We start from the raw sequence: 26415 nt of genomic DNA, 5'->3' as shown, positions 1-26415 counted from the left end.
TTTTAGAAGTGATTAAAGGTCACTTCTTTTTTACAATAAAAAACACCTAAAAATAGGTGTAAATTTTAATAACTATCTAATTATTCTAAAAATATAAAAACAGGGAGAATTTTATAAAATTTCTCCCCAGACTTAATTACTGAAAATATTTCCTAATTATACTTATATAATGTAATTATTCATTATCATTAGCAGTAAAATCTTCACTATTGACATCTTTAGTTTCTTCAATATTTTCAACTTTTTCAATATTATTTTCACTATTAGATTTTATATAGTTAATACCACTAACCTTTTCACATAACTCATCCAAGTATCTTAAGAACGCTGAAAGTCTCAATTGTAAATCTTCTTTTTCATTAATTAGGTCTTGATTTTCTTTAACCTTTTCTTCTAATTCTAACTTACAATCATTAACAAGTTTTTCATAATATAATCTTTCAGATTCAAATTTTTCAGAAAGTTTCTTCAAATCGTCATAATATTTAACTTTTTGGTCACTTAATTGACTTTCCAAATCAATTATTTTAATTTCTTGTTCTTTTTCAATAACAGAAAGTTCATTAACAGTCTTATTTAACTCTAAATTTTCTTCAGCAAGTTCTTGATTGTGTACTTTTACCTTATCAAATTCAACATATTGAGATTTTAAATCGTCCAATAGTTTTTGAAGTTCAAAGTTTTTAGCAGCAAGCTCTCCGTTGAATTCATCTGCTTCTTGTAGTAAAACTAATTCCGCAGTTATTTCTTCTAATTCTCCTGAAAGCTTTTTATTATCTTCTTCAAGTTCTCTATTGTGATTTTCCAATCCAGAAATTTTTTCAGCTAATTCATTGTTTATCAAATCATTAGCTTCTTGTAATTTTTGCTTTTCGCTTTCTAATTCAGAATTTAAAGACTCAATACAACCATTAGCATCTTCCAATTTTGTATTTAAATCTGATACAGTATGTGTAATCTCGCTATTGTTGCTTCTCAATTCAGCAATTTCAGATTCAAGAATTTCAATACTATCTTCCAATATCTTTACTCTATCATCATCATTACTTGCAAGTTTGAATTTTTCATTTTCAGATTTAACAATTTCTAATTCTTTATTTAATCTATCTATTAAATCTTGATATTCAGAAATTTTACTTCCCTCTTTTTCATATTTAGCTAAGGAATCTGAAGTTTCCAATAATTGATCTGATAACAAGTTTTTTTCATTTAAAATCTTTTCTTTTTCATCTAAAACTTCTTTAATTCTATCTTTAAAATTTTCTTTTTGATATTCTATTTCTTTTAATAAATTATTAACATATTCTTTAACACTAGATTTTGAATAACCCTTTGTAAGATATACTGTCTTTAATTTAGTTTCTAAAAAATCTTCTATACTTCTATTTCTGATTCTACTGATAGTATCTTTTTTTTCAGAAGAATCACTTGCATCATTACCTTCAAAGTTATCTTTACTTTCAACATTTTCGTTGTTTTCACCATTTTCAATATTATCTTTATTATCCATATCAAATATTCCTCCTTTACTTTATCTATTAATACTTACATATTCATCTAATTTAAATTTACTTCCTATTCCAACATTAAGCTCAAGAACATGTTTTGCTCCTTTAACTTTAGATCCTAGTTTCCAAGGTTTCACAGTTTCAATATGTAAAACTTTATATTCTTCGTCAAAGTAAACAACATCTATAGGAAATCTCATAAAAGAAGTGTGTATTCTATTAACATTTGTAAAAAATATCCCTTCTTCTTCACCTATGCTTTTTTTCAGCATAAGTCCTTTAAATCTAGCAAAAAAAGAATCTGCAAGATGTAAAGGACCTTTTAAAACAGCTTCATTATCTCTTACTATAGTAATTATCATGAAAATAACCCCGTTGATGTAAGAGATTTAATTATTGAAAGTCCAGCAGGTAATAAAAGAACAATAAAGATTACCGGGAATATAAAGATTAACATTGGAAATAATATCTTTATAGGTAGTCTTTGAATTTCTTCTTCAACTTTTCTTTTTCTAGCTTGTCTAGCATTATAAGACTGTGCTGAAAGTATCTTCTTTAGAGAAATACCCATTTCATCGGCTTGAATAATTGCAGCATTAAAAGTCTTAACTTGTTCAACTAAACATCTCTCTTGTAATTTTAATAGAGCTTGCTTTCTAGTACTCCCTAAAGAAATATCTCTCATTACAATTCTAAACTCATCTGATAATTCAGATTTATATTCTCCAACTACATATTGTATAGCTTGATCAAAACCTAATCCTGCTTCTATACATACGGAAAGTAAATCTAAAAACTCAGGAAATTGTCTTTCCATATTCTCTTTTCTTATTCTTATTCTTCTTCTTAACAAGTAAGTCATAAAAAGATAACCAATAATAGCACCAAAGATGCCACCAAATAAAAAGCCAAATAATCCTCTAAGTCCTACTACTTTAGAATAAAATCCACCGATTATAGCAAAAAGAACTACAACTAAAAGTTTTAAGATATAATAATCTCTAGCTTTCATTCTAATTCCCGCTTGAAGTAAAGTCGTTTGGTAAGTTTCATCTTCAACCTCTTTACTACTTGGAAACATATCAGAAACAGCTTTTATAAAAAAGTCTACAATCGGTTTTATAACTCTCTCTGCAAATGGAACATTTTCATAAAAATCATCCGTTTTTATTCTATTTTCTTTTCCAGCTTTATTTATCCTCTTTCTTATATTCTCAACTCTACTTGCTTTTTCTCCTAAGAGTAACAAAATACTTGAATATACACAAAGTCCTGACAATAAAACAATTATATATACCATAATATCACCTAATACTTAACATCTACTATTTTACTAATAACTAAAAAGCCTATCAATTCCCATATAATTGATAAAATTAAAAAGAATATCCCAATTGGTGACTCAAAAAATATCTTCATATATCCAGGATTAATTACAGATACTGCAAGTCCAATTACCACTGGTATTAATGCTATAATAATTCCACCCATTCTTCCTTGAGCAGTAAGGGCTCTTATTTTTCCTTTCATTTCAATTCTATCAGATATTGTTTCGCTTACTTTATCAATTATCTCTGCTAAGTTTCCTCCTGATCTTTGTTGAATTGCAACAGCTGAATTTATCATAGCAAGTTCTTTACTTTGCATTTTTTCAGCTAAAGCTCTCAATGAATCCTCAATATTAGCTCCATAATTTACCTCTCTAATTACTCTTCTTAGTTCTTCAGAAATAGGATCTGGTAAATCTTCTGCTACTCTTGCAACAGCATGTCTAAATGTAAAACCACTTCTTAATGAATTACTAATTATTAAAAGTGCATCATTTAGTTGATAATTAAATTTCTGCATTCTCTTCTTTCTAGCGGTTTTAACCCAAGCGGGTACTGAAAAAAAACAAATCCCTGCTATAATTAATGACATGAAACTAAATCCTTTAATAAGAGAATACAACATCATAGGTAATAATGTAACAACAATCCAAAATACAACATATTCTTCTGCTTTTAACTTAATCCCAGAAGTCATAAGATTTCTCTTAAATTTATCAGAAACAACTATAAAAGAGAAAACTGAAGAACCATGCTGTGAATTTTTGTTTACATTAGCACCATTTATTTCATTCATTTTAGTTAAATGCTTAACTCTTCTATTTACTCTTGATGAAGCAAGCAAATCTCCACTCAATATTGTAAATACTAGATAATACACAATTGTGCCTATAGCTCCAATCAGTAATAATTTAATAATTAAACCCATAAACCCTCCTATGCATTAAACCAATTATCGTTAATCATGACACCTTCATCAGTAATTCTTTGCAATATCTTTGGTCTTACACCAGTAGGAACAAAGTTTCCTCTAATATTTCCAGTACTATCAAAACCTTCTTGTTTGAAACGGAATATCTCTTGTAAAACTATTGTATCAGATTCCATTCCAAGAATTTCAGAAATAGCAACTACCTTTCTGCTACCATCTCTAAGTCTAGCTTGATGAACAATAATATTAAAAGCTGAAGCTATTTGTTCACGAATAGCATGAGAAGGCAAGCCCATTCCTGCCATAAGAACCATAGTTTCAAGACGTGCAAGTAAATCTCTGGTAGTATTAGCATGGGCAGTAGTTAAAGAACCATCATGTCCTGTATTCATTGCTTGAAGCATGTCTAATGCTTCTCCAGAACGAACTTCCCCTACAACAATTCTATCAGGTCTCATACGTAGAGAGTTTTTAACCAAATCTCTTATTGTAATAGCTCCAGTACCTTCAATATTCGCAGGTCTACTTTCTAGGGTTATAGTGTGAGGCTGTTTCAATTGAAGTTCCGCAGCATCTTCGATTGTAACAATACGTTCATTTTCAGGAATAAAACCTGAAAGCGTATTTAGAAGAGTGGTTTTACCACTACCAGTCCCTCCGAATACAACTATATTTGCTTTCCCCTTAACACATGCTTCCAAGAAAGAAGACATTTGGTAAGAAATTGAATTATTTTTTATCAAATCACCAATCTCAAGAGGCCTTTTTGAAAACTTTCTTATAGTTATTGAAGGACCGACAAGAGAAATTGGTGGAATAATAGCATTAACACGAGATCCGTCTGCCAGTCTGGCATCAACCATTGGTGAACTTTCATCACATCTTCTTCCAAGAGGAGAAATAATTCTATCTATTATGTTCAGAACATGGTTGTTGTCTCTAAATTGGATGGAAGAAAGTTCAATCTTACCATTTCTTTCTATATATACTTGAGAAGGACCATTTACCATAATTTCTGTTATAGTTTCATCTTTAAGTAATGTTTCTAAAGGTCCTAGACCTAAAGTTTCATCTTGTATTTCTGAAATTAATCTATTTTTGATAGGACGAGAAATTTCAGCTCCATATTCATCCACAATGTTTTTTATTAAATTATGAATTTCTTCCTTATCCTTAACATCTACAATATTTCCAAAATTAATTTGGTCAAGAATTTCTTTGTGAACTCTATTTTTAAAAGTGGCATACTCATCATAATAGACAGTCTTGTCATCGTCATCATCTGTTTTTTTCAAATTATAACTAGACGCTTTTATTGATTTAGCTTGCTCTAATCTTTTAAGTAGATTACTTGCCATTACTTTCTACCTCCCAATTTTAAGAAATCAAAAGAAAATTTACGAGGCTCATCTTGTTCATCATTTCCAGATTCTGAATCATGTTTTCTAAAAGCACCTGCAATAGTAACAATATCTTTAGCAATAGGGCTCTTACTTCCTTGAACAATTGGAACCCCTTGATTTAAAGACTTAACACATTCAATATAGTCATTCGAAATTGTAGCAAAAACAGGTTTACCCATTATCTTTTCAACATCTCCCTTAGAGATATCTCCTTTGAAAGATTTACTTACAACTATTTTGATTTTTCCACTTAAATTAAGTGAATCCAAAAGTAATAATCCTTTCTTTGAGTTATTCAAAAGTGATATATCAAGTCCTGTTACATAAAGTATAGTACTTGCTTCTTCAAGTAATAAAAGATTTAATTCTGAAAAATCAGCGTTTGTATCAATTATTATATAATCATAATGAGGTCTTAATACATTTAAAAGAGGCTCAACTTGAGAAGCTGTAACATTTTCAGCATATTCTGGACTGATTGGTGCACATAGCAATTGAACACCTGAAGAATGTACCAAAAAATAATTTCTTACACTATCAATTGTTGGAACTTTTCTCTCTTGTAACAATTCAACAACTGTTTCTTTAACATCTAAGCCCAAGAACATATGAGCATCTCCAAATAATAAATCTAAATCTAAAATAGCAACTTTTGCTTTTTTTCTAGAAAGCTCAACAGCTAAATTAACGGCTAAAGTTGTTTTTCCAACTCCACCTTTTGTACCAAAAACAGTAATAACTTCTGCTTTTCTTTGCACACCTGAATTTTCAATTAACATTGAAACTCTTGACTTCTCATTGAAATATATTTTTTTCAATCTGTCACAAAATTCAGAAGAATCAGGAATTGGAGAAATATATGCAGTAGCTCCTGAATCTATTGCCTTTTTAGCAATTTCATATGATTTTTCATCAGATACCATAACAGTAACAACATTAGGATGAAGCAAATAAATTTGTTGACATGCCCTAAAAACCCAGCTTAAATCTGAACAAGACATTACCACTACATCCGGTTCATGTTCTACAACTTCATCTGATGCACTTCCTAATTCTGCAGAAGCTCCGACAATTGAAAAATCATTGTCTGTAATTTTACCTTCAATCTTTTCGAGTTCATCCCAAGACTCTCCAAGTAACAATACCCTAATAGCCATAATTCCTCCCTAACGTTCAAATTCTTCTTTTAATACTTTTAATAACTTAGACTTATCAACAAGGTCATCTATCAATACATCCTCTGTTTTTACGATTTCATGATCTCCCTCAGCTCTTAAGCCTAACCAAACAGTTCCATTATTAATTGCAAAAACTAATTTTGCAAAATCTTGTGGTGAAAGTTCTAGAGTAACAGTCTTATAATTTGATCCTTTTTCACTATCTTTTTGTTCTATATTAGACTCAAGACCTATAACCTTAACATCTTGTAAAAGAAGTTTTGAAAATTCTTTAGTAAGCTCTTCTTTTTGTTTTTCTTTATTATCATTACTTCCTTTTCCAGAGTTAATTACAGTATATTTAACACTTCCAGAATAATAAACATCAATATAGTTTCCTACTTTTAATGAATTAGATACTCCTTGTGGTAGTGTTACTTCAATACTCATAGCTCTTTTCCCAACGGACACTACATAAGCTAATCCATAAGGTGAAGAATTTCCTTCTGCTTTTTCAATAATACGTTCTTTAATAACTACTTCATCCTTATAAATTGCAGATTTTGACATTTTCCCAACAATCTCATCTGGATTTGATATTGAGTTTTCAGGCACAGAATCTTTAGAAACATAAATTTTCTTTAATTGTGACTCTTTAATTATTGAGTTTGCTGGTATATCTTCATTTGCAACTACAACCTCAACACTACCTTTACTTCTCCCTCTAGAACCAGATATTCCAGATAAATAAATTCCTAAAAAAACCATAACTGCAAGTGCAGAAACTAAAGCAACTATTCTAATTTTTTTCATTTTTAACCTTCCTTTTTTCAAATTATTTTTTTATTTTAAATTTTTATATCTTATTTAATCGCTGGAAAAGTCGTTTCATAATGAGTAAAGTTTGGATTGTCTTTAGGATACCAAATTTTACTCTTTCCTCCATGCCACTTATGCCCAGATCCACGAATAACTACAGTTATTGGAAGTTCATTTATATTAACAACCCTAAGTATCATAGTTTCATAAACATCCTCAAGTTTCATATCAATCGTAAACTGTCTTTTAGAATACCCAAATGCTTGTGGATGGGTTTCATTATAGGTAACTGTAATCTTCCCTTTAAATCCATTTTTTCTAGCATATTCATTAAACCCTTTGGCATATTCCTTACCTGGTTCTTCAACATTCATAAAGCGGGATAAAGTATCTTGATCCTTAGTAAATCTAGTTTGTCTCATAACATGACCAATTTCATACATTTTAGCTCTTTTGTTATATGCCATAGCCAAATCTGTCGCAACAGACAAGAACAGCATAAAAACAGTAAACATTGCAGCGGTTAAAACTAAGATATCTCCTCTTTCCTCATTTTTGAATTTAGATAACTTATTTCTTAGCATTATAACCTCCTATTCTAACTCTTAACTTCCATTATTCTTAACTTATCGAGCTTTTTTGTAATATTATGCTCTTTCCCAAAAAAAGTCTTTCCAATCGGAGTAAGAGGTTCAAATTTATATGTTATATTTCCTGTGATATTCATATATCTTCTTCTTTCAACTGATTTTCCTCCATCTGGGTATTTTTTATCTCTTCTTTGAGTTGTTAACTTTATAGTTGCATCACTAATACTGATTTTAGAAAGATTCAATGCAATACTCTTCTTAGAAAATTCATTAAGTAATAGCTTATTTGCCTCACCACCGCTAATAGTACGATCACGATCTATATCAGGATCATCAACTCTAAATTCCCATGATGTTACACGGTAATTATAGTCAAAAGAAATGTAATTATATGCCATCCAACCTATATCCATTATCATAAGAGATAATGGTAAAAATATAAAAAAAGTGACAACGGCAAATTCAACCATAGCCTGTCCTCTTTCAGCTTTTACAAATTTTTTCAAAATATTTCTCATTTTTTACTTACCCTCGTTATAAAACTAGACTTAACATTCACCGTGTTACTTCCAAATATCTCCTTTGTGAGCGGAAGAACTAAATCCACATCATAAGAAACTTCTATTTTCATATCTCTAAACTTATTTGATGTTTCTATTCCTTCATGCTCTAAATTTGAATGATATTTATATTTTTCTTCATACTCAGTTCCCGTTGGAGTCATCTTAAACTTGACTTTATCAGCCTTAAGTCTATTCCCATATTCTGTGTATATAACATGCCTTACATATTTTTCAACACCTTCCGGATCATCGGATTTTTCAACCATATTTATTGCACATTCTGAAGCGGCTGATTGAACCAACAACTTAGCGTCAAAAACTCTCCATAAATCCGCCATCATGCTTAATATAACTAATAAAACAGGTATGAAAAGTATAACTATTTGGACTAAAGCCTGTCCATTTTCATTTTTTATTAAATTTTTTCTAAAATACTTTCTCATTAAACACCCCTTTACTATTTTTATAAGATACTCTTCTAAAATTAACAATTTCAAAATTTTAGAAATATAAACCATACTTGTTTTAGTAATCATACAAAACATGTCTCACGAATATACTACTCTATAATCCATATTTAATAACCTTTAATTCCCTAAGCTGGGGAAGTTTCATCTTAATGAAACTTCCATTGGCTAGGGTTGCTATTAGCAAACATTTAAGCTTTCAAAATATCAATTATTTTAAAGCACCAGCTATTTTAGTAAATATAGCTTTCAAATTAGTTCCAACTGTTGTTAAAATTGCTATTACTACGATTGAAACTAATGCGATAATTAAACCATATTCTACCATTCCTTGTCCACTTTCTTCATTAGCGAACCAATTCATAAATTTGCTCATATTTTTCACCTCCCATTTATTTATTTTTACTAAATTTCTAGTATCTGTTAGATACTATATTGGACTCATCAACTAAGCAGTTTTTAAAGCTTTAGCAATCTTGTCGAATATACCTTTCAAATTAGTTCCAACTGTTGTTAAAATTGCTATTACTACGATTGAAACTAATGCGATAATTAAACCATATTCTACCATTCCTTGCCCACTTTCTTCGTTAGCAAACCAATTCATAAATTTGTTCATTTATTTCACCTCCCCTCAAATAATTTCATATAATATTGATTAAAAATAATTATATGTACATCAAATCATACACCTCAATGTATAATAATTAGATGCCGAATGCACTAAACAATACAGGAGCAATTTTCTCTACGTATATAGAAGTTATTGCTTTTCCAACCAATACAACAGCAGGTAATGCCACTAAAAACACAACCGCAAGTATTAAAGCATACTCTACCATTCCTTGTCCATCTTCTTCAAAAACAAACTTTTCTATATTAGTCCAGTTTTTGGAATTAATTCCCATAAATTCATACCTCCACTAAGAAATCCAACTAAAATCCCCAACATAATAAATCCTGCCATTGGAATGTAAGATTTAAATAATAATCTTTTTGTAATTAATCCAAAGATTATATATATCAACATAACAATCATGGTAAAAAACACTGCAATTATCATATTTGGATAACCGACTAAAAAACCCAATGTCATCATTAGTTTTAAATCACCAGCACCACCAGGTGCTAACCTAGTCATAAACTTTCCAATAAGGAAAAAAGTTCCAACTAAAAAAACAAATATACCTATCATAGACAATACACTATTAAGTAAATACGGAAGACCTCCGTCTATGATACGATATGGTATTGCTATTAAAAGCATAAGAACAACCATTTCGTTTGAAATTATCCTTATTCTATTATCAACAAATGTCCCAACACATGCGATTAAACAAAAAACTAATAAAAACATAACTTTCCATTTTGGAAAATACACAAATGCTAGATAACTAAATACTATCCCCGTAATCGCCGAATACAGTCTACAAAATAAAACAGACGGCTTCCTATCAACATACTCAACTCTAGCGTTTTTCTGTTTATACTGTATTAAACCATCAACAATTATTGGCACAATAAAAGCAAACAACACCCCTACTATTACAGAAATAGTAAAATAGATATAATTCAAAATATGCCTCCTTAAAAATATAAATTAATCAAATTAAAATCTATAAATGCATTTTATTACACACAAAAAAATATATCAAAAATATTAACGAAAATTCATTGAATTATTAAAATACAAACTACAGATATATTTTCATAATACTTTATCAGATAGTATTATATCATAATAAAAAATAAAATTCAATAAATTTTACATAATTTGAAAGATTTTTTTACATGGTTAAGTGTAATATTAGATTACTTGGTCAAAAATTTTCTAAAGAGATTTCATAGTTGACCGCTTTTCTCTTTTATTTTATGCTAAAAACCATCTTTCTTTAAAAATTTGATATATTATTTCTCATCTTTTAAATTTTACCTCTAGTATTATAACCATTATAAAACATATTAAACGTATTTTTTTAAATTTTTTTATTATTAAATTTTATTTTATTTATTATTTTTATATATCATTAGTACTTTTCAATGTTTTGTTGATTAATTTTATATAAGAACGATTAATTTTACTTATATTAAAAATAGATTTAATTTTACTTGTATTTTAAAATATTTTTTATTATAATAATATAAATAGTAAGAAATATAATAATATAAATAGTAAGAAAGGAGATTTTTTACATGATAGAATTTAAAAATGTATCAAAAATTTTTTCCAAAGGAATCAAAGCCGTTAACAATGTAAACTTTACAATTAATGAAGGTGAAATTTTTGGTTTTTTAGGCCCAAATGGAGCTGGAAAGAGCACAAGTTTAAAAATGCTTGTAGGAATTTTAGAGCAAACAGAAGGAACTATAACAGTAAATGGATTAGATACCCTAAAAAAACCTATGGAAGTAAAAAAGATTATAAGTTATGTTCCAGATAATCCAGATATTTATACAAAAATGACCGGAATTAAATATCTAAACTTTATCTGTGATATTTATGGTGTTGATAAAAATCTTAGAACAAAAAGAATTGAAGAATATAATAAAGAATTAGAATTAGGAGATGCGATTTATAACACCATAGAAAGTTATTCACATGGTATGCGTCAAAAATTAGTTTTAATAGGTGCATTAATAATTGATCCTGAAGTTCTAATTTTAGATGAACCGATGGTTGGACTTGATGTAAAGACTTCTTTTAACTTAAAAAATATTTTAAGGAAATTTGCAGATAGTGGAAAAACTGTAATTTTTTCAACTCACATTATGGAGGTAGCTGAAAAAATTTGTGATAAAGTTGGTATTATTAACAAAGGTAAAATTGCATATTGTGGAAATCTACAAGATCTTAAGGAACAAAATGAAGCAAATGAAGATCTTGAAAAAATATTCTTGGAGTTAACTGATAATGAATAATTCAAAACTCTGGATTTTAACAAAATATTTTGTTTCTATTGATTTTTTTGCAATTTTGTCAATAAAACAAAACTTACTATCAAAAAAAGGAAAGAAATCAGCAGCATTTCAAGGAATCATTGGGCTTTTAACAACTTTTATTCTAATAATATTTGTTGCGCCTGTGTTGGGAAAAAATATTAGCAGTTTTATACTTAATACTCACACTATTCCCCTATTTACAACTATTTTTTCAATGATATTTGTAGTAACATTATTCATTGCCCTTTCATCTGCTTTTTCTTTTATAGAAAAAACTGAAGAGAGTGAGTTCTTGTTATCTCTACCAATTTCTGGAAAAGATATTATTAGTGCTAGAATTTATGCATTGACTATAGTGTTTTTTATATCATTACAGACTATAATTTTAGCAGTACTTTATTCACTAGGTTATAATTTAAGTAGAGGATTTGATTATTACATCTTTATAACTATTTCTATGATTTTATTCAATATTGAATCAATAGTACTTTCAGGAATTATAGTTCTGATATTCGGTAAACTTATTAGAAAAAGTAAATTTTTCAATAAATTTGCAAAAGCTATATATACCCTATTTATGATTCTAGGGTTTTCTTTATATATGATAATTACACAAAGTTTTTCATCTCCTAAATTAGGATCAGAAGTAACTTCTGTCATGAGCAATGTTAATGAAATACTTTCAAAGACATTTTTCTTTGCGGTATGGCCTAAAGATATTATTATTTTTAAAGATTATCAAACAGTTTTGATTAGTCTTCTAATCGGAGTTGTTTCTACGATTTTAATAGTACTAATATTTAGAATTCTGGCTAATAGAAACTATCTTGAAATTTTAAGAAGTTCAAATGTTGCATCACAAGAAGACTCTTCTGTAATAGAAAAAAGAAAAAGCCGTGGCCTTGCATACTCTAAACAAAGTAAATTTATGGTATTATTCAAAAGAGAATTTATCGAAATATTAACAATACCAACATATGTATTACAATTAATAGTTCAAAATGTAATGCTTATTGTGGCTTTTGGTATTATTTTCTTTAAGGCAAAAGATATGGTAGAGAGTGCGTTTTATTGGGTTATTACCTCAACAACTTCATTTGAGTTGTTGGTTTATGCTTTTACGACTGGAGCCATCTTAGGTATTGTTTTAGGTTTTACATCTTTAACTACTAGTTCTGTTTCAAGGGATGGAAAAGCCTTTTGGATTGTTGCTTCAGCACCAATAAAAGTCCATACTCAAATTTTGGCAAGAATATTTGCTTGTCAATTTTTATATTTTATATTTTTGATGATAATTATACTTTTATCACTTATTGTTCATATATTTGATCCTTTAGTTTATATAGCATTAATACTTGGTGCTTCTATAACTTTATTTACAAGTGGATCGTTAAATATGATACTTGGGCTTGTTAATCCTAATTTTGATTGGAAAACTCCAAAAGAAGCTTTAAATAGTGGTTCAGGAATAAGTTTTGTTTCTATTCTTATAAACTATGGTATATATGTTTTCCTTGGAACAATTTTCTATTTTGGTAAAAAGAATAATATAAGAATACCAATTGTATTATTGGTAGATATATTAATTATTCTTTTAATTGGAATAATTTCGTATATAATAAACTATAAATTATACCAAAAATTATTAAAGAGATTATAGAACCTTAGTTATTTCAAAAAGAGATTTCAAACGAAATCTCTTTTTATTGTAGAACAACAGTATTATTGAAAAAACATTAAATATCTAATATTACCGAAAGCTTAAGTTTCTTTACTAAAAAACCGACTTGAAATTAAGTCGGCTAACATTTTATAAACTTTCAATCCAATTTTTAATTATTTCATCACTATCTTTAATGTCAAATCTTCTTCCTTCTTTTAGAACTGAACCCTTACAGGAATTTTTCAATTCTTCGTTAGTATTTCCCATTAAACTTTCTCCTGAAGTCGCAAAAGGAATAATAGTTTTTCCTGTTAAATTATAACTTTCTAAAAAAGTATTTATGATTGTAGGTGCAACATACCACCAAATAGGAAATCCTACATAGATAGTATCATAGTCATCAATATTATTAATCTTGTTTGCTATTTCAGGTCTAAATGATTTGTTTTTCATTTCGATACTGCTACGACTATTTTCATTCATCCAGTTTAAATCTTCATCTGTGTAAATTTCCTTAGGTACAATTTCGTGTAAATCCGCTCCTGCAATTTTTGAAATTCTTTCTGCAAGTTTTTTTGTTACTCCACTTGCACTGAAATATGCAACTAATTTTCTACTCATAACCAGTACCTCCTATCTCCTATTTATTCAATATTTCCTTGATATCATTGATGATTAAATCTTTTGAAATTCCATTTTCAAGGAGTAATTTTTCTGCAACAACTCTATCCGGAAAATTCTTTTTAATCCCATAATTCTTAACCTTTAAATCGGATGTTCCAAAAAATCTTGAAATTTTTTCTCCAAAACCTCCATCTATAGCTCCATCTTCTAAAGTTATTACCAATTTGTGATTTTCTTTTAATTCTTCAAGCAATTCTTCATCCAATCCTGTAATGAATCTTGGATTTATCAAAGTAATGTCTCCCAATTCATCTGCAATTTCTTTTCCAAGTTTATAGAAATTACCAAGAGCAATTATGGCCACATCTTTTCCCTTTTTTGTAACTTTGTATTTATTTAAAATAGAATAATCCGTTTTGTCTTCTTCTCCTGTTGATATTAAATCTAATGCAGGGACTCTTATTGCAACAGGATGTTCATTTTGATTTAATCCCCACTCCATCATCTTTAAATGTTCTTCTTTATTTGTAGGAGCAAGGTAAACCAAGTTTGGAATATTTGAAATCATCGGTATATCAAAAATTCCAAGATGAGTCACATCATTTGCTCTATAAACAGACGCATAATAAACTAATATCAATGCAGGATTATTATTTAGACACAAGTCTTGAGAAAGTTGGTCATAAGTCCTTTGGATAAATGAACTACATACACAAAAAACAGGTTTTGCACCATTTTTTGCAAGTCCTGAAGACATAGCTACTGCATGTTCCTCTGCAATTCCAACATCGATATATTGTTTGCCCATTTTTTCCCTAACTTCTTTTGACAATTCAAAATCTCCAGGTGTTCCCGCAGTCAAAACAGCAACAGTTTTATCATTTTTAACTGAATTTATCAAAAAGTCTAAAGTTATAGAACTATAATCTTCGTCTTTTTGTCCACTTTTATTTCTCTTAAATTCTCCTGTTTCAATATCAAAAGGTGCTCCAAAATGAAAATCTTCTTTATTTATTTCTGCAGGTTTGAATCCGTTACCTTTATTTGTCGAAAGATGAACAACTATAGGTTTGCCAATGTTCTTCACGGACTTAAATGCTGAAATCAGTTCTTCAATATCATTTCCTTCATCAACATAGATATAATTAAGTCCCATGGCTTTAAAAATATTATTTTCAGCTTTTCCTTTTGTTTTTCTGAGTTCAAAAAGATTCTTGTAAATACCTCCATGATTTTCAGCAATGGATTGATTATTATCATTTATAACTACAATCATGTTACTATCAAGTTCAAAAATATTATTAAGTCCTTCATAAGCTTCTCCTCCACTTAAAGAACCATCTCCTATAACTGCAATAATATTTTCGTTATCTCCTTTTAAATTTCTAGCTTTTGCAAGACCGCATGCAAGACTTATTGAAGTTGAAGTATGCCCGATAGTAAAGAAATCATGTTCACTTTCTTTAGGAGAAGTATATCCCGTAACTGAACTATATTTTTCGGGAATCATAAATGCATCTTTTCTTCCTGTCAACATTTTGTGAACATAAGTTTGATGAGATACATCAAAAACAATCTTATCTTTTGGAGAGTCAAAAACATAATGAAGTGCAACTGTAAATTCCAATGATCCAAGATTAGGACCTATATGTCCCCCCTTTTCGCTAAGTCTTTTTAGCAAATGTGCTCTAAGCTCCACAATTAACTCTTTTAATTCATCAATAGATAATTTTTTTATATCTTTTGGTGAATTGATTTTTTCTAAATACATAATATCTCCTCCTTTTATGTAAAATTTTTACTTCAATTTATTAAATTATACCCCTAATAAACAAAATATTCAATAGTTTAAAAATTTTTAAATTGTGTTAAAATATAAATATAGAAAAAATTAGGAGAAAAAATATGAAATTTGCTTATATATTTTTTAATGGAAAACTTTTAGGAAATGTAGAATATTTTAAAAATTTCTTTATGCAAAATATAGGTGATATATTCTGTGCAGACGGAGGAGCCAATCTTTGCTATGAATTAAATTTAATTCCAAATGAAATTTGGGGAGATTTAGATTCAATTAATAAAGATATTTTAAATTTTTATGAGAAAAAAAATGTAATTATAAAAAAATTCCCTGAAGATAAAAATTTTACAGATTCTGAATTAATTTTAAATTACGTTAAAGATAAAACTTACGATAAAATATATTGTATTGGAGCATTTGGAGGAGATATAGCTCATGAACTTACAAATATTAATTTAATGTTTAAATATGATAATTTATATTTCTTAAAAGAAAATGAAACGCTATTTAAAATAGAAAAAAATTTTGAATTTAACAATCTATCAAATACAAAAATTTCCTTTATTCCATTTTCAGAAGAAATAAAAAAATTAACATTGTCAGGTTTTGAATATAATGTAGAAAATATTACTCTTAAAAAAGGCGACTCTCTTTGCATAAGTAATATTATAGAATCAGATTTTGCAAAAATAACCTTTGAAGAAGGGAAAATTTTGTGTGTTATTAAATCTTAATCTGATACCATTTTTTATATCAATTTTGGTTCTTTCTCTAGTATCAAAAATATATTATACTGTTTATGTAAAATTTATTTAAGGAGAAAAAATTATTATGAAAAAGAAAGATTTAACACAAAATTTTATAGGGGGAGTTATAATGGATGTTACCACACCCGAACAAGCAAAGATAGCTGAAAAAGCAGGAGCCGTAGCAGTTATGGCTTTAGAAAGAATCCCTGCTGATATTCGTGTAGCCGGTGGAGTTTCAAGAATGAGCGACCCTGCAATGATTAAAAGTATAATGAAAGCTGTTTCAATTCCAGTTATGGCAAAATGTAGAATTGGACATTTTGTTGAAGCTCAAATTTTGCAAGAAATTGGAATAGATTATATTGATGAAAGTGAAGTGCTATCCCCTGCAGATAATATTCATCATGTAGATAAAACAAAATTCGATACGCCTTTTGTATGTGGTGCAAGAGATTTAGGAGAAGCTCTAAGGCGTATTCAAGAAGGCGCAAGAATGATTCGTACAAAAGGAGAAGCAGGTACAGGAGATGTTGTTCAAGCTGTATCACATATGAGAAAAATTCAAGGTGAAATTCGTCAAGTAACTGCGATGGCAGAAGATGAATTATTTGAAAAAGCAAAAGAATTTAAAGTTCCTTATGAACTATTAAAATATGTTCGCGAAAATGGAAAACTTCCTGTTGTTAATTTTTCAGCAGGTGGAGTTGCGACTCCAGCAGATGCAGCCCTTATGAGACAATTAGGAGCAGAAGGTGTTTTTGTAGGCTCAGGAATTTTTAAATCAGGAAATCCTGAACAAAGAGCTAAGGCAATAGTTGAAGCTGTTAAACATTATAATGACCCTAAAGTTATTGCTAAAGTTTCTGAAAATCTTGGAGAAGCTATGGTAGGAATTAATGAAAATGAAATTGAAATAATTATGGCTGAAAGAGGAATTTAAAAATTATTAAATTTATTTTTTATTATTTTTGATATTTATTATTAAATATATTTACTTTTTATTTTTTTCAGAGTATAATATATTTGTAGCATAAATGAAAATGTTACACAATTTATGCAAAAAGATATATTTTGAAAGGAGATTTTATTATGGCTTGTACTACAATTTTAGTCGGAAAAAATGCTACTTATGATGGATCAACAATGGTTGCGCGTAACGAGGACTCTCCATCAGGTAGATTTTTAGAAAAAAAATTTATAGTTGTTCATCCAAAAGATCAACCAGTAAAATATAAATCAGTTTTATCTCATGTTGAAATTGATTTACCTACTAATCCTATGCGTTATACTTGTATGCCTAATGCAGTTGATAGTGAAGGAATTTGGGGCGCTTGTGGTGTTAATGAATTAAATATTTCCATGTCCGCAACTGAAACTTTAACTTCTAACGAAAGAGTTTTAGGTGCTGATCCTCTTGTAAATTTTGTTCCTGCCGTTGGAAAAAAAGGAGATAAGAATTATGTTCCTGAAAAAGTTGGTGGAATTGGTGAAGAAGATATGGTTACTTTAGTTTTACCATATATCAAATCCGCTCGTGAAGGTGTAATTAGACTTGGAGAAATTTTAGAAAAATACGGCACTTATGAAATGAACGGTATAGCTTTTCAAGATGTAAATGAAATTTGGTGGTTAGAAACTATCGGAGGTCATCATTGGATTGCAAGACGTGTTCCAGATGATTGTTACGTAATTATGCCAAACCAACTTGGTCTTGATTATTTTGATTTAGACGATGCTTTTGGAAAACAAAAAGAATATATGTGCTCTGCAGATTTAAAAGAATTTATAAATAGATACCATTTAGATCTTTCTATTGATGGAAGTTTAAATCCTAGAGAAGCTTTTGGTAGCCATTCTGACGCAGATCATACTTATAATACTCCTCGTGCTTGGGTATTACAAAGATATTTCAATCCACTTACAAATTATTGGGATGGAATAGAAGCAGATTATGTTCCTGAATCAGATGATATTCCATGGTGCAGGACTCCAGACAAAAAAATAACTGTTGAAGATATTAAATATGCACTTTCTAATCATTTCCAAGGAACTCCTTATGACCCTTATGGAAAATTTGCAGATGAAAAAGGAAAATTCAGACCAATTGGAATTAATAGAAATAACTTCTTAGGACTAGTTCAAATAAGACCTGATATGCCTGAAGCAATTAGAAGCATTGAATGGCTTGCTCTTGGTTCAAATGTATTTAATGCAATGATTCCTTTCTATGTAAATATAGATAAGACACCTGAATATCTTGCAAATACTACAGGAGTACCTACAACAGAAGATTTTTATTGGACAAATCGTTTAGTAGCAGCTTTGGCAGATGCTCATTTTGCATCTTGTAGTTCACATATTGAACGTTACCAATTAGCTATTCAATCAAAATGTACTGAAATAATAAATAAATACGACAATAAATTCCTAGGTAAAAAAGTAGCTAAAGGAAAAGTTGTTGAATTTTGCGAAAAAGCAAACGAAGAAATTGCAACAGAACTAAAGAAACAAACAATTGATTTATTAAGTAAAGTTCTTTACACAGCAAGCTGTGAAATGAAAAATGGTTTTTCAAGATCTGATGCTTAAAAAATTAAAATTTAAAGGTAGTCGTATTTTGACATCTGCCTAATAAATGTATGTTATTAATTAAACAATGGATGTCTCTGTTTTTTAAAGAGGCATCCTTTTTTTGTGAATTTTAGTGAGAATTTTGAGTATAAACAAAAAGTGAAAAAACAGCTATACTAGAATTTTACCTATGGAATTTTTTATGAACAATATTAAACCTAATTAAAAAAATTTTCTAATAACAAAAAAATATTATAAATATATAATTTAAACTTCATTTAATTTCATATATTTATAATAACAAGCATAAATTCAACAATCCTACTTAAATTTATAAAAAAATCTAATTTTATAAAATAAAAAGAGATGTCGAAACATCCCTTAACTAAATCTCCATTACACCTATTTCACAACACTCAAAAATAAAATCTATTACAAAATCATCACAACCATTAAATCTTATATGCCTTAAATCATCAGTGCCAAAGTCCCATAAAGGTTCTTGTTTGTACCATTCAAAAAATTCCGAATCTTCTATCTCATAAAAAATTCTAATACCATCGTTAACCATTTCACATTCAACATCTTTTCCTTTGAAATATTTTCTTCTATTAATCATAATAGAATGTACATTATTATAATAAAAAGTAATTTTATATCTTTTATTAGCATTTTTACTATAAAGTATAAATACATAATAATCACGTTCAAGATTAAAACTCTCTAATTTATAATTATCAAATGGCAATATTATTTCGTCAAAATCATATGGTTCTCCTATATATTCTTCATCTTCATCATCGTCAAAATAACCATATTTATTATCTTCTTTAAGTTCTATCTCTTCATTTTCTTTTACCTCAATTTTTTCAAAACTAATCTTTGGTTCTTCAACACAAAAAGCCTCAAAAATATAATTACTACAACCAGTTATAAAATAATTTAAAATCTTATCCTTTAGCTCATCTTTAAAATTTTCGTAATAGTAGTTTTGAAAATATGAATATTCTACTTTAAATATCTTGGTTCTTTCAAATTTTTCTCCAATAGTTTCAATTCCTGTACAAAAGGATCCACATCTATATGTTTCGTCTGTTCCTATGATTTTGAAAAGATTTTTTAAATTAAATGTTAATGTTATTTTATATCCTCTTTGATCATTCACTAAACAAAATTTTAATCCCTTATCATTTAATTCAAATCTTGAATCTTCCTCATAATCTCCAAAAAAATCATTATATAAATAGTAATGATTTCTAGGATTCCATTTTTCCCATATACCCATCCCAAGTCTAAGAGAATGTTTTATTTTTTCTTTTAATTGAAAATCATTCATAATCATATCCTTATTTATACCTAATCTTTATTCTCTTTGTTATCTTTTTGCCTACTTCTGTTATAATTTCCAATGTAGACTTTCCTTGTTTTGCAAACTTTCTAACAGTTACTTTTCTTCCATCAGGCAGTACTCCAGTTTTCTTTTCTCCTTCAGAGTCAGACATATCTCTGAACCTTCTAATTTCAAACTATTAAAATCTTCTAATGCCTTTTCATAGCCTCCATCTTTTTCCCATTGCTTTGATTTTCCTTTTTTATCTTTTAATTTTTTAGCCCCTTCTAATACTTCACCTAAGTAATCTTCCTCTTCAGCTTCAGTTTTTGGTTCTTCTTTTTTATCAACATTTTCCATTAATGCTTTTGTAAACCAAGAATAACTGATTGAATAATTATTTACCAACATACCCTCAGGAGTAAAGAAGATATTTAATTTATAACCATCTATACTACATCTCCAAAATTCATAAGCATGTTCAACAAGTCCTAATCTATAGCCTATTATGCCAAAAGCTCCTACAACACCTACTCCTATTGATTTCAATGCTGATGCTGAATTCACATCAAAAGTCAATATTCCACCATATTCTCCACTATCACTAAGTAGCTTAATCTTGACATTTATTTTCGGTATTACATTTTTCTTTACTAATTTTAAAGTTTTTCTTGCATTTATTACTTCTTCTTCATGTTATACTAACTCCATTTATTGTAATCGTATTTTCAGTAATATCAAATTTTTCACTATTATTGTTGTTACTGTTATCATTATATGCAACAATATTGTTATTAGCTCTATTTTCTGCATTTACAATACTTGAAACTGTAAAGTTAAAAAGTAGCATAAAAATACATAAAGCGGATATTAATTATTTAATTTTAAAATAATTTTTTCTTTCTTTCATAAATACCTCCTGTTATAACGTACACTTTTGATATTTTTATAGATTTTATAATACAAGTAATATAAAAAATTTACCTTCTAGTTAAATGATACATCTTATTTCATTACTTGTCAATAAATTTAACTTTAATATTGTCTTACTGTGATTAATGTAATAATTTATCAAATTTATTAATGAAAAAATTTTAAAGATTATAAAACACTTTTTGAAATTTTTAGTGAATAACTTATTATTACAATTTGTACATTTAACAATTTACAATCTTTTTAATATCGTGTATAATAAACATATAAAATAAATTTGGAGGTTGTTATGGATAAAAATTATGTTACAAATTTACTTGAAGAGTTATTAAATATCTACAGTCCTACTGGAGATACTGAAAATGCGATTAGTTTTATGGAAAAAAAGTTTAAGGAATTGAATATTCCTACAAAAAGAACTAATAAGAATGCTCTAATAGCTACAATAAAAGGCAAAGAAAAAGAAGCAATTACTTTTTCAGGTCATGTTGATACATTAGGTTTAATGGTAAAAGAAATAAAAGCAAATGGACGTTTAGCTTTTAGTTTAGTTGGTGGTTTTTCTCCAACAAGTGTTGAAACTGAAAATGTATTTATTAAAACTTTTAACGGAAAGTTAATTCCGGGAACGGTTCTATATAATGAAGCTTCAGTTCATGTTTATGATACTACAACTACTGCTCAACGTTCTATAAAAAATATGGAAGTAAGAATTGATGAAGTTGTTGAAAATGCTGAAGATGTTAAAAAACTTGGCATTTCTGTTGGAGATTTCATCTATTTAGATGCAAGATGCAGAATTTATGAATCAGGTTTTATTAAATCAAGACATTTGGATGATAAGGCTTGTATAGCAGCTATGATGGGACTTGCTAAATATTTAGTTGATAATAAAATCAAACCTAAAAATACAATTAATTTCTTTATAAGTAATTACGAAGAAATTGGTCATGGTTCTAGTTTTATTCCTGAAAATACTGTTGAATTTTTTGCTGTAGATATGGCAGCTCCTGGAGTTGGGCAAGAATCCGACGAAAGAGCTGTAACAATTTGTGCAATGGATTCTTCAACGCCTTATGATTTAGGAATGAGAAATAAATTGAGAAAAATTGCTGAAGAAAAGAAAATTAATTACAGAATTGATATTTATCCACATTATGGATCAGATGCAACTGCTGCACTTAGAGCAGGAAATGATATTCGTTGTGCATTAATCGGTCCAGGGGTTGATGCTAGCCACAGCTATGAAAGAACTCATATCTTAGGTATCGAAAATACATATAAATTAATGTTGGAATATTTATTAGATAAATAAATTTTAATTTGAAAAGGCATAGATTTTGAAAATCTATGCCTTTTTTTAATCAGCTTTTACATCTGTCCAGATATTATCATATTCTTTTATAAAATCTGATGGATCTTTGAATACTTCCATTTTTTTAAAATATTTATCGTCAATTTCTGTTACAGATTTTACTAATTTATTTTTATTAATCACTTCTTGATTCGGAACTGCATAACATGTATAATCCATATTTTTTGTTAAAATTTCTTTTTTGATTAAGAAATTTATCAATTTATGTGCATTTTCTTTATTCTTTGAATTTTTTAAAATTACCATTGAATCAAACCAAAGATTTGTTCCCTCTTTGGGTTTTACATACTTAAATTTTTTGTCTGCATTTAAAAGTTCAGTCGCATCTCCAGAATACATCACTGCAATCGCAGCATTTTCAGCTAACATATTATCTTTTGTTTCATCTACAAGATATGCAAGTATTGATTTTTTTTGCTTTATTAAATCTTTTTTAGCAATTTCTAATTCTTCTTTATTTCTCGAATTCATAGAAAATCCATTTTTTAAAAGTGCTGCTGCTAAACTGTCTCTTGAACTATCCAACATAATAATTTTATCTTTATGCTTTTCATTCCATAAATCAGCCCAAGAAGTAATCTCTCCATCAACTAAATTTTTATTATATAAAATACCCAATGTTCCCCAGTACAAAGGAATTGAATATTTTGACTCAGGGTCATAGCTCTTATTTAAAAATTTTGAATCTATGTTCTTATAATTTGAAAGCTTATTTTTATCAATTGGTTCAAGCATATCTTCCTTAATCATCTTTTCAATCATATAGTCTGAAGGGACTACTATATCGTAATTACTTCCCCCTTGTTTTATCTTCAAGTACATATCTTCGTTTGTAACAAAGGTTTCATAATTTACTTTAATTCCAGTTTCTCTTGTGAATTCATCCAAGACTTCTTTATCTATATACTCTCCCCAATTATACATATTTACAACATTTCCCTCTCTTTTGTTACAAGAAGAAAACAAAAATATCACACAAAGCGAAAAAAATATTTTTAAAAATATATTCTTTTTAGTCATACAAAATACCATCCTCACTTTTCTTATTTATAATTAGTAAAAGAGCAAGCATTGCAATAAACATCAATGTTGAAAGAGCATTTATTGATGGATTTATCCCTTTTCTTGCCATAGAGTAAATTTGTGTACTCAAATTTACAACACCATTTCCACTGTTAAAATATGCTATAACAAAATCGTCTAACGAAAGGGTAAATGCAAGCAATGCCCCAGCAAAAACTCCCTGTTTAATTTCAGGAAGAATTACTTTTCTTAGTGCATAAAAAGGTGTTGCTCCTAAATCCATTGCTGCTTCAGGTAAAAATTTATTCATATGTTTCATCTTTGGATAAACAGAAAGTATTACATAAGGCGTTGCAAGTACAATATGTGAAGCAAGCAAAGTTAAAAATCCATAATCGATATTAAAAACTTTATATAATACCATAAGTGAAATAGCTATTACTATATCCGGATTTAAAACTGGAATGTAATTCAAATTTAAAACTACAAACTTTTCACTTTTTTTCATATAATATATCCCGATAGCTGCAACGGTACCTATAAAAGTTGCAATTACCGTAGTTAGAACAGCAATCAGTATTGTATAATATAGAGCTCTCAAGACCTCTCTATCATTAAATAATTCAACATACCATTTAAAAGTAATTCCTGTAAAAGACCCACGAAGTTTTGAATCATTGAATGAATAAAGTATAAGTACAAAAATAGGTGCATATATAAATATGAATACAAGTGAAATATATAATTTTTTTAACTTATTTTCCATTTTCCACCTCTTTTGAATACTCTGGATCAAACTTATTCATAATGAAAAGTGAAACCAAAATCATAACTAAAAGTACCATACTCATTGCAGAGCCAAAATTCCAATTTCCTGTTACTCTAAATTGTTGTTCAATTATATTCCCTATTAAATTTTCTTTATTTCCACCTAAAAGAGCAGATATTTCGAAAGTTGAAATTGCGGGGATAAATACCATTGTTATTCCCGTAATAACTCCTGGTAAACTCATAGGAAATACTAATTTAGTAAAAGTCTTAACTCTATTAGCACCTAAATCGTGAGATGCTTCAATATATTCCTTATCTATTTTAATCAAAGTTGTATAAATAGGTAAAATCATAAAAGGTAAAAAATTATATACCATCCCTATTAAAATTGATACATTAGAATACATTAAATTTACAGTTGATAATCCAAAAAAATTTAAAATCGAATTTAAAAGTCCATTTTTACTCAAAATACTAATCCAAGAATAAGTCCTAAGTAAAAAGTTCATCCACATCGGAATTACAACCAACAAAATCATCATATTTCTAGTTTTAACTTTAAACTTTGAAATAAAATATGAAAAAGGATAACCAATTATAAGGCATAATACTGTAGATAAAACCGCCATTCTTAAAGATCTTAATAAGACTTTAATATAAGTCGGATTAAAAAATCTTTTGTAATGTTCCAATGAAAAAAGAAAATTTTCTCCTCCATAGTCAACAGAATATTTTGCTATGAAAATCAGAGGAACAACAATAAAAATTACTAACCATACAACGTATGGATATGCAAACCTCTTAAATTTCATCTATATTTCTTTAGCTCCTTTTTTCATAATGTGAATATTATCAGGCGTAACTCTAAGTCCAACTTTTGAACCTATAGGTTTTGTAATTGTAGAATGCACCATATATTCAACTTCTCCAACCTTAACAAGCAGTTCATAATGAACCCCTTTAAAAATTTCAGACTTCACAATTCCTACCAACATTCCATTTTCTTCATCAACAAGCTCCAAGTCTTCCGGACGAATTACTACATCAATTTCTTCATTTGGAGAAAAGCCTTTATCAACACATTTGAAACTTCTGCTTGAAAAACTTACGACAAAATCTTCATTCATAACTCCGTCTAAAATATTACTTTCTCCAATGAAAGAAGCTATAAAGGCATTTTTAGGTTCATTGTAAATATCAATTGGAGTTCCAACTTGTTGAATTTTACCGTCATTCATAACAACAATAGTATCGCTCATTGTAAGAGCTTCTTCCTGGTCATGAGTTACATAAACGAATGTAATCCCAACTCTCTTTTGAATATTTTTCAGTTCAACTTGCATATCTTTCCTAAGTTGTAAATCCAAAGCACCAAGTGGCTCATCTAAAAGTAAAACTTTTGGTTCATTTACCAAAGCTCTTGCAATTGCAATTCTTTGTTGTTGACCCCCACTTAAAGATAGAATAGATCTTTTTTCATATCCTTTCAAGTTTACAAGTCTTAACATTTCTTTAACTTTTTCATTTATTATGCTTTCTTGTATCTTCTTAATTCTAAGACCGAAAGCAATATTTTCATAAACATTCATATTTGGAAAAAGAGCATATTTTTGAAAGACCGTATTTATATTTCTTTCATAAGGAGGAACATTTGAAATGTCTTTTCCTTCAAATAAAATTTTTCCACTAGTAGGAGTTTCAAAACCTCCAATAAGTCTTAACGTAGTTGTCTTTCCACAACCTGATGGACCTAAAAGAGTTAAAAACTCCTTATCTCTAATATATAAATTTATATCGTCAAGAACAATATTATCTCCAAATCTTTTATTTATATTAACTAATTCGACTGCGTGATTTCCCATATATTCC

At 28.4% G+C, this 26415-nt stretch carries 30 protein-coding genes; 6 read left to right on the top strand and 24 right to left on the bottom strand.

The window, feature by feature from the left end; all coding sequences use genetic code 11:
* Nucleotides 1-175 precede the first annotated feature (175 nt).
* From VJI93_RS01905 to VJI93_RS01840, 14 genes are all read right to left on the bottom strand, one after another.
* Nucleotides 176-1510 carry a hypothetical protein gene (locus VJI93_RS01905; protein ID WP_323998709.1) on the bottom strand — a complete coding sequence of 445 codons (1335 nt, stop codon included), beginning with the start codon at nucleotides 1508-1510 and terminating at the stop codon, nucleotides 176-178.
* A 21-nt stretch (nucleotides 1511-1531) separates the two neighbouring features.
* Nucleotides 1532-1870 carry a DUF192 domain-containing protein gene (locus VJI93_RS01900; RefSeq protein WP_323998710.1) on the bottom strand — a complete coding sequence of 113 codons (339 nt, stop codon included), beginning with the start codon at nucleotides 1868-1870 and terminating at the stop codon, nucleotides 1532-1534.
* The gene (locus tag VJI93_RS01895; protein ID WP_323998711.1) at nucleotides 1867-2808 is read right to left on the bottom strand and encodes a type II secretion system F family protein; all 942 of its coding nucleotides are present in this window, start codon (nucleotides 2806-2808) and stop codon (nucleotides 1867-1869) included. Before VJI93_RS01895 ends, VJI93_RS01900 begins: the two co-directional genes overlap by 4 nt.
* 8 nt (nucleotides 2809-2816) lie before the next feature.
* The gene (locus tag VJI93_RS01890) at nucleotides 2817-3764 is read right to left on the bottom strand and encodes a type II secretion system F family protein (protein ID WP_323998712.1); all 948 of its coding nucleotides are present in this window, start codon (nucleotides 3762-3764) and stop codon (nucleotides 2817-2819) included.
* A gap of 8 nt (nucleotides 3765-3772) precedes the next feature.
* Complete coding sequence (locus VJI93_RS01885; RefSeq protein WP_323998713.1) at nucleotides 3773-5125, bottom strand: CpaF family protein; 1353 nt, start codon at nucleotides 5123-5125, stop codon at nucleotides 3773-3775.
* Nucleotides 5125-6327 (bottom strand): AAA family ATPase, encoded by a 1203-nt coding sequence (locus VJI93_RS01880; RefSeq protein WP_323998714.1) that lies wholly within the window; start codon nucleotides 6325-6327, stop codon nucleotides 5125-5127. Before VJI93_RS01880 ends, VJI93_RS01885 begins: the two co-directional genes overlap by 1 nt.
* Nucleotides 6328-6336: 9 nt before the next feature.
* Nucleotides 6337-7140: a Flp pilus assembly protein CpaB gene (gene cpaB, locus VJI93_RS01875; RefSeq protein WP_323998715.1), complete on the bottom strand. Its 804-nt coding sequence runs from the start codon at nucleotides 7138-7140 to the stop codon at nucleotides 6337-6339.
* A gap of 50 nt (nucleotides 7141-7190) precedes the next feature.
* Complete coding sequence (locus VJI93_RS01870; protein ID WP_323998716.1) at nucleotides 7191-7730, bottom strand: hypothetical protein; 540 nt, start codon at nucleotides 7728-7730, stop codon at nucleotides 7191-7193.
* Nucleotides 7731-7744: 14 nt separating this feature from the next.
* Nucleotides 7745-8242: a TadE/TadG family type IV pilus assembly protein gene (locus VJI93_RS01865; RefSeq protein ID WP_323998717.1), complete on the bottom strand. Its 498-nt coding sequence runs from the start codon at nucleotides 8240-8242 to the stop codon at nucleotides 7745-7747.
* An 8-nt stretch (nucleotides 8243-8250) separates the two neighbouring features.
* The gene (locus VJI93_RS01860) at nucleotides 8251-8835 is read right to left on the bottom strand and encodes a TadE/TadG family type IV pilus assembly protein (RefSeq protein WP_323998719.1); all 585 of its coding nucleotides are present in this window, start codon (nucleotides 8833-8835) and stop codon (nucleotides 8251-8253) included.
* A 142-nt stretch (nucleotides 8836-8977) separates the two neighbouring features.
* Nucleotides 8978-9142, bottom strand: coding sequence for a Flp family type IVb pilin (locus VJI93_RS01855; RefSeq protein WP_323998722.1), 165 nt, complete (start codon nucleotides 9140-9142; stop codon nucleotides 8978-8980).
* Between the two features lie 72 nt (nucleotides 9143-9214).
* Nucleotides 9215-9385, bottom strand: a complete 171-nt coding sequence (locus tag VJI93_RS01850) for a Flp family type IVb pilin (RefSeq protein WP_323998724.1) — start codon at nucleotides 9383-9385, stop codon at nucleotides 9215-9217.
* A gap of 88 nt (nucleotides 9386-9473) precedes the next feature.
* Complete coding sequence (locus tag VJI93_RS01845) at nucleotides 9474-9674, bottom strand: Flp family type IVb pilin (RefSeq protein WP_323998726.1); 201 nt, start codon at nucleotides 9672-9674, stop codon at nucleotides 9474-9476.
* Nucleotides 9641-10342, bottom strand: a complete 702-nt coding sequence (locus VJI93_RS01840; RefSeq protein ID WP_323998727.1) for a prepilin peptidase — start codon at nucleotides 10340-10342, stop codon at nucleotides 9641-9643. The genes VJI93_RS01845 and VJI93_RS01840 overlap by 34 nt, the downstream gene beginning before the upstream one ends.
* A gap of 617 nt (nucleotides 10343-10959) precedes the next feature.
* Between VJI93_RS01840 and VJI93_RS01835 the strand changes: the two genes are divergently transcribed.
* Nucleotides 10960-11685, top strand: coding sequence for an ABC transporter ATP-binding protein (locus VJI93_RS01835; RefSeq protein ID WP_323998729.1), 726 nt, complete (start codon nucleotides 10960-10962; stop codon nucleotides 11683-11685).
* Nucleotides 11678-13366: a hypothetical protein gene (locus tag VJI93_RS01830; protein WP_323998730.1), complete on the top strand. Its 1689-nt coding sequence runs from the start codon at nucleotides 11678-11680 to the stop codon at nucleotides 13364-13366. The genes VJI93_RS01835 and VJI93_RS01830 overlap by 8 nt, the downstream gene beginning before the upstream one ends.
* A gap of 150 nt (nucleotides 13367-13516) precedes the next feature.
* On the opposite strand, the gene VJI93_RS01825 is transcribed toward VJI93_RS01830, so the two are convergent.
* Complete coding sequence (locus VJI93_RS01825) at nucleotides 13517-13990, bottom strand: flavodoxin (RefSeq protein ID WP_004833119.1); 474 nt, start codon at nucleotides 13988-13990, stop codon at nucleotides 13517-13519.
* 19 nt (nucleotides 13991-14009) lie between these two features.
* A complete protein-coding gene (locus VJI93_RS01820; RefSeq protein ID WP_323998734.1) occupies nucleotides 14010-15764 on the bottom strand; it encodes a 1-deoxy-D-xylulose-5-phosphate synthase in 1755 nt (584 codons plus the stop codon).
* Between the two features lie 134 nt (nucleotides 15765-15898).
* Between VJI93_RS01820 and VJI93_RS01815 the strand changes: the two genes are divergently transcribed.
* The 3 genes from VJI93_RS01815 to VJI93_RS01805 all read left to right on the top strand — a co-directional run bounded on the left by VJI93_RS01815 (nucleotide 15899) and on the right by VJI93_RS01805 (nucleotide 19132).
* A complete protein-coding gene (locus VJI93_RS01815; protein WP_323998736.1) occupies nucleotides 15899-16528 on the top strand; it encodes a thiamine diphosphokinase in 630 nt (209 codons plus the stop codon).
* Between the two features lie 97 nt (nucleotides 16529-16625).
* Nucleotides 16626-17483: a pyridoxal 5'-phosphate synthase lyase subunit PdxS gene (pdxS, locus tag VJI93_RS01810; RefSeq protein ID WP_323998737.1), complete on the top strand. Its 858-nt coding sequence runs from the start codon at nucleotides 16626-16628 to the stop codon at nucleotides 17481-17483.
* Between the two features lie 149 nt (nucleotides 17484-17632).
* Nucleotides 17633-19132, top strand: a complete 1500-nt coding sequence (locus VJI93_RS01805) for a C69 family dipeptidase (protein WP_323998738.1) — start codon at nucleotides 17633-17635, stop codon at nucleotides 19130-19132.
* Between the two features lie 367 nt (nucleotides 19133-19499).
* Here VJI93_RS01805 and VJI93_RS01800 read toward each other — a convergent pair whose 3' ends face one another.
* From VJI93_RS01800 to VJI93_RS01785, 4 genes are all read right to left on the bottom strand, one after another.
* A complete protein-coding gene (locus VJI93_RS01800) occupies nucleotides 19500-20450 on the bottom strand; it encodes a hypothetical protein (RefSeq protein ID WP_323998741.1) in 951 nt (316 codons plus the stop codon).
* 10 nt (nucleotides 20451-20460) lie between these two features.
* Nucleotides 20461-20616 carry a hypothetical protein gene (locus VJI93_RS01795; protein ID WP_324009201.1) on the bottom strand — a complete coding sequence of 52 codons (156 nt, stop codon included), beginning with the start codon at nucleotides 20614-20616 and terminating at the stop codon, nucleotides 20461-20463.
* Nucleotides 20559-21023, bottom strand: a complete 465-nt coding sequence (locus VJI93_RS01790) for a hypothetical protein (protein WP_323998742.1) — start codon at nucleotides 21021-21023, stop codon at nucleotides 20559-20561. The genes VJI93_RS01795 and VJI93_RS01790 overlap by 58 nt, the downstream gene beginning before the upstream one ends.
* Nucleotides 21024-21135: 112 nt before the next feature.
* A complete protein-coding gene (locus tag VJI93_RS01785) occupies nucleotides 21136-21294 on the bottom strand; it encodes a hypothetical protein (RefSeq protein WP_323998744.1) in 159 nt (52 codons plus the stop codon).
* 372 nt (nucleotides 21295-21666) lie between these two features.
* On the opposite strand from VJI93_RS01785, the gene VJI93_RS01780 reads away from it, so the two are divergent.
* Nucleotides 21667-22692 carry a M42 family metallopeptidase gene (locus tag VJI93_RS01780; protein WP_323998746.1) on the top strand — a complete coding sequence of 342 codons (1026 nt, stop codon included), beginning with the start codon at nucleotides 21667-21669 and terminating at the stop codon, nucleotides 22690-22692.
* 45 nt (nucleotides 22693-22737) lie between these two features.
* Here the strand turns inward: VJI93_RS01780 and VJI93_RS01775 are convergent, their stop codons facing one another.
* Genes VJI93_RS01775 through potA form a run of 4 tightly spaced genes read right to left on the bottom strand, consistent with a single transcriptional unit; the run spans nucleotide 22738 to nucleotide 26408 of the window.
* Nucleotides 22738-23772 (bottom strand): ABC transporter substrate-binding protein, encoded by a 1035-nt coding sequence (locus VJI93_RS01775; RefSeq protein ID WP_323998747.1) that lies wholly within the window; start codon nucleotides 23770-23772, stop codon nucleotides 22738-22740.
* Nucleotides 23765-24541, bottom strand: a complete 777-nt coding sequence (locus VJI93_RS01770) for an ABC transporter permease (RefSeq protein WP_323998748.1) — start codon at nucleotides 24539-24541, stop codon at nucleotides 23765-23767. The genes VJI93_RS01775 and VJI93_RS01770 overlap by 8 nt, the downstream gene beginning before the upstream one ends.
* Nucleotides 24531-25358 carry an ABC transporter permease gene (locus VJI93_RS01765; RefSeq protein WP_323998749.1) on the bottom strand — a complete coding sequence of 276 codons (828 nt, stop codon included), beginning with the start codon at nucleotides 25356-25358 and terminating at the stop codon, nucleotides 24531-24533. Before VJI93_RS01765 ends, VJI93_RS01770 begins: the two co-directional genes overlap by 11 nt.
* Entirely contained in the window at nucleotides 25359-26408 is a 1050-nt protein-coding gene (potA, locus tag VJI93_RS01760) for a spermidine/putrescine ABC transporter ATP-binding protein (RefSeq protein ID WP_323998750.1), read from the bottom strand.
* Nucleotides 26409-26415: the final 7 nt, after the last annotated feature.

The sequence above is a fragment of the Parvimonas sp. M20 genome, assembly GCF_035282425.1.
Classification (GTDB): Bacteria; Bacillota; Clostridia; order Tissierellales; family Peptoniphilaceae; genus Parvimonas.
Note: the sequence above shows the minus strand (reverse complement) of the source record. Positions and strands in the feature narration are given on the sequence as shown.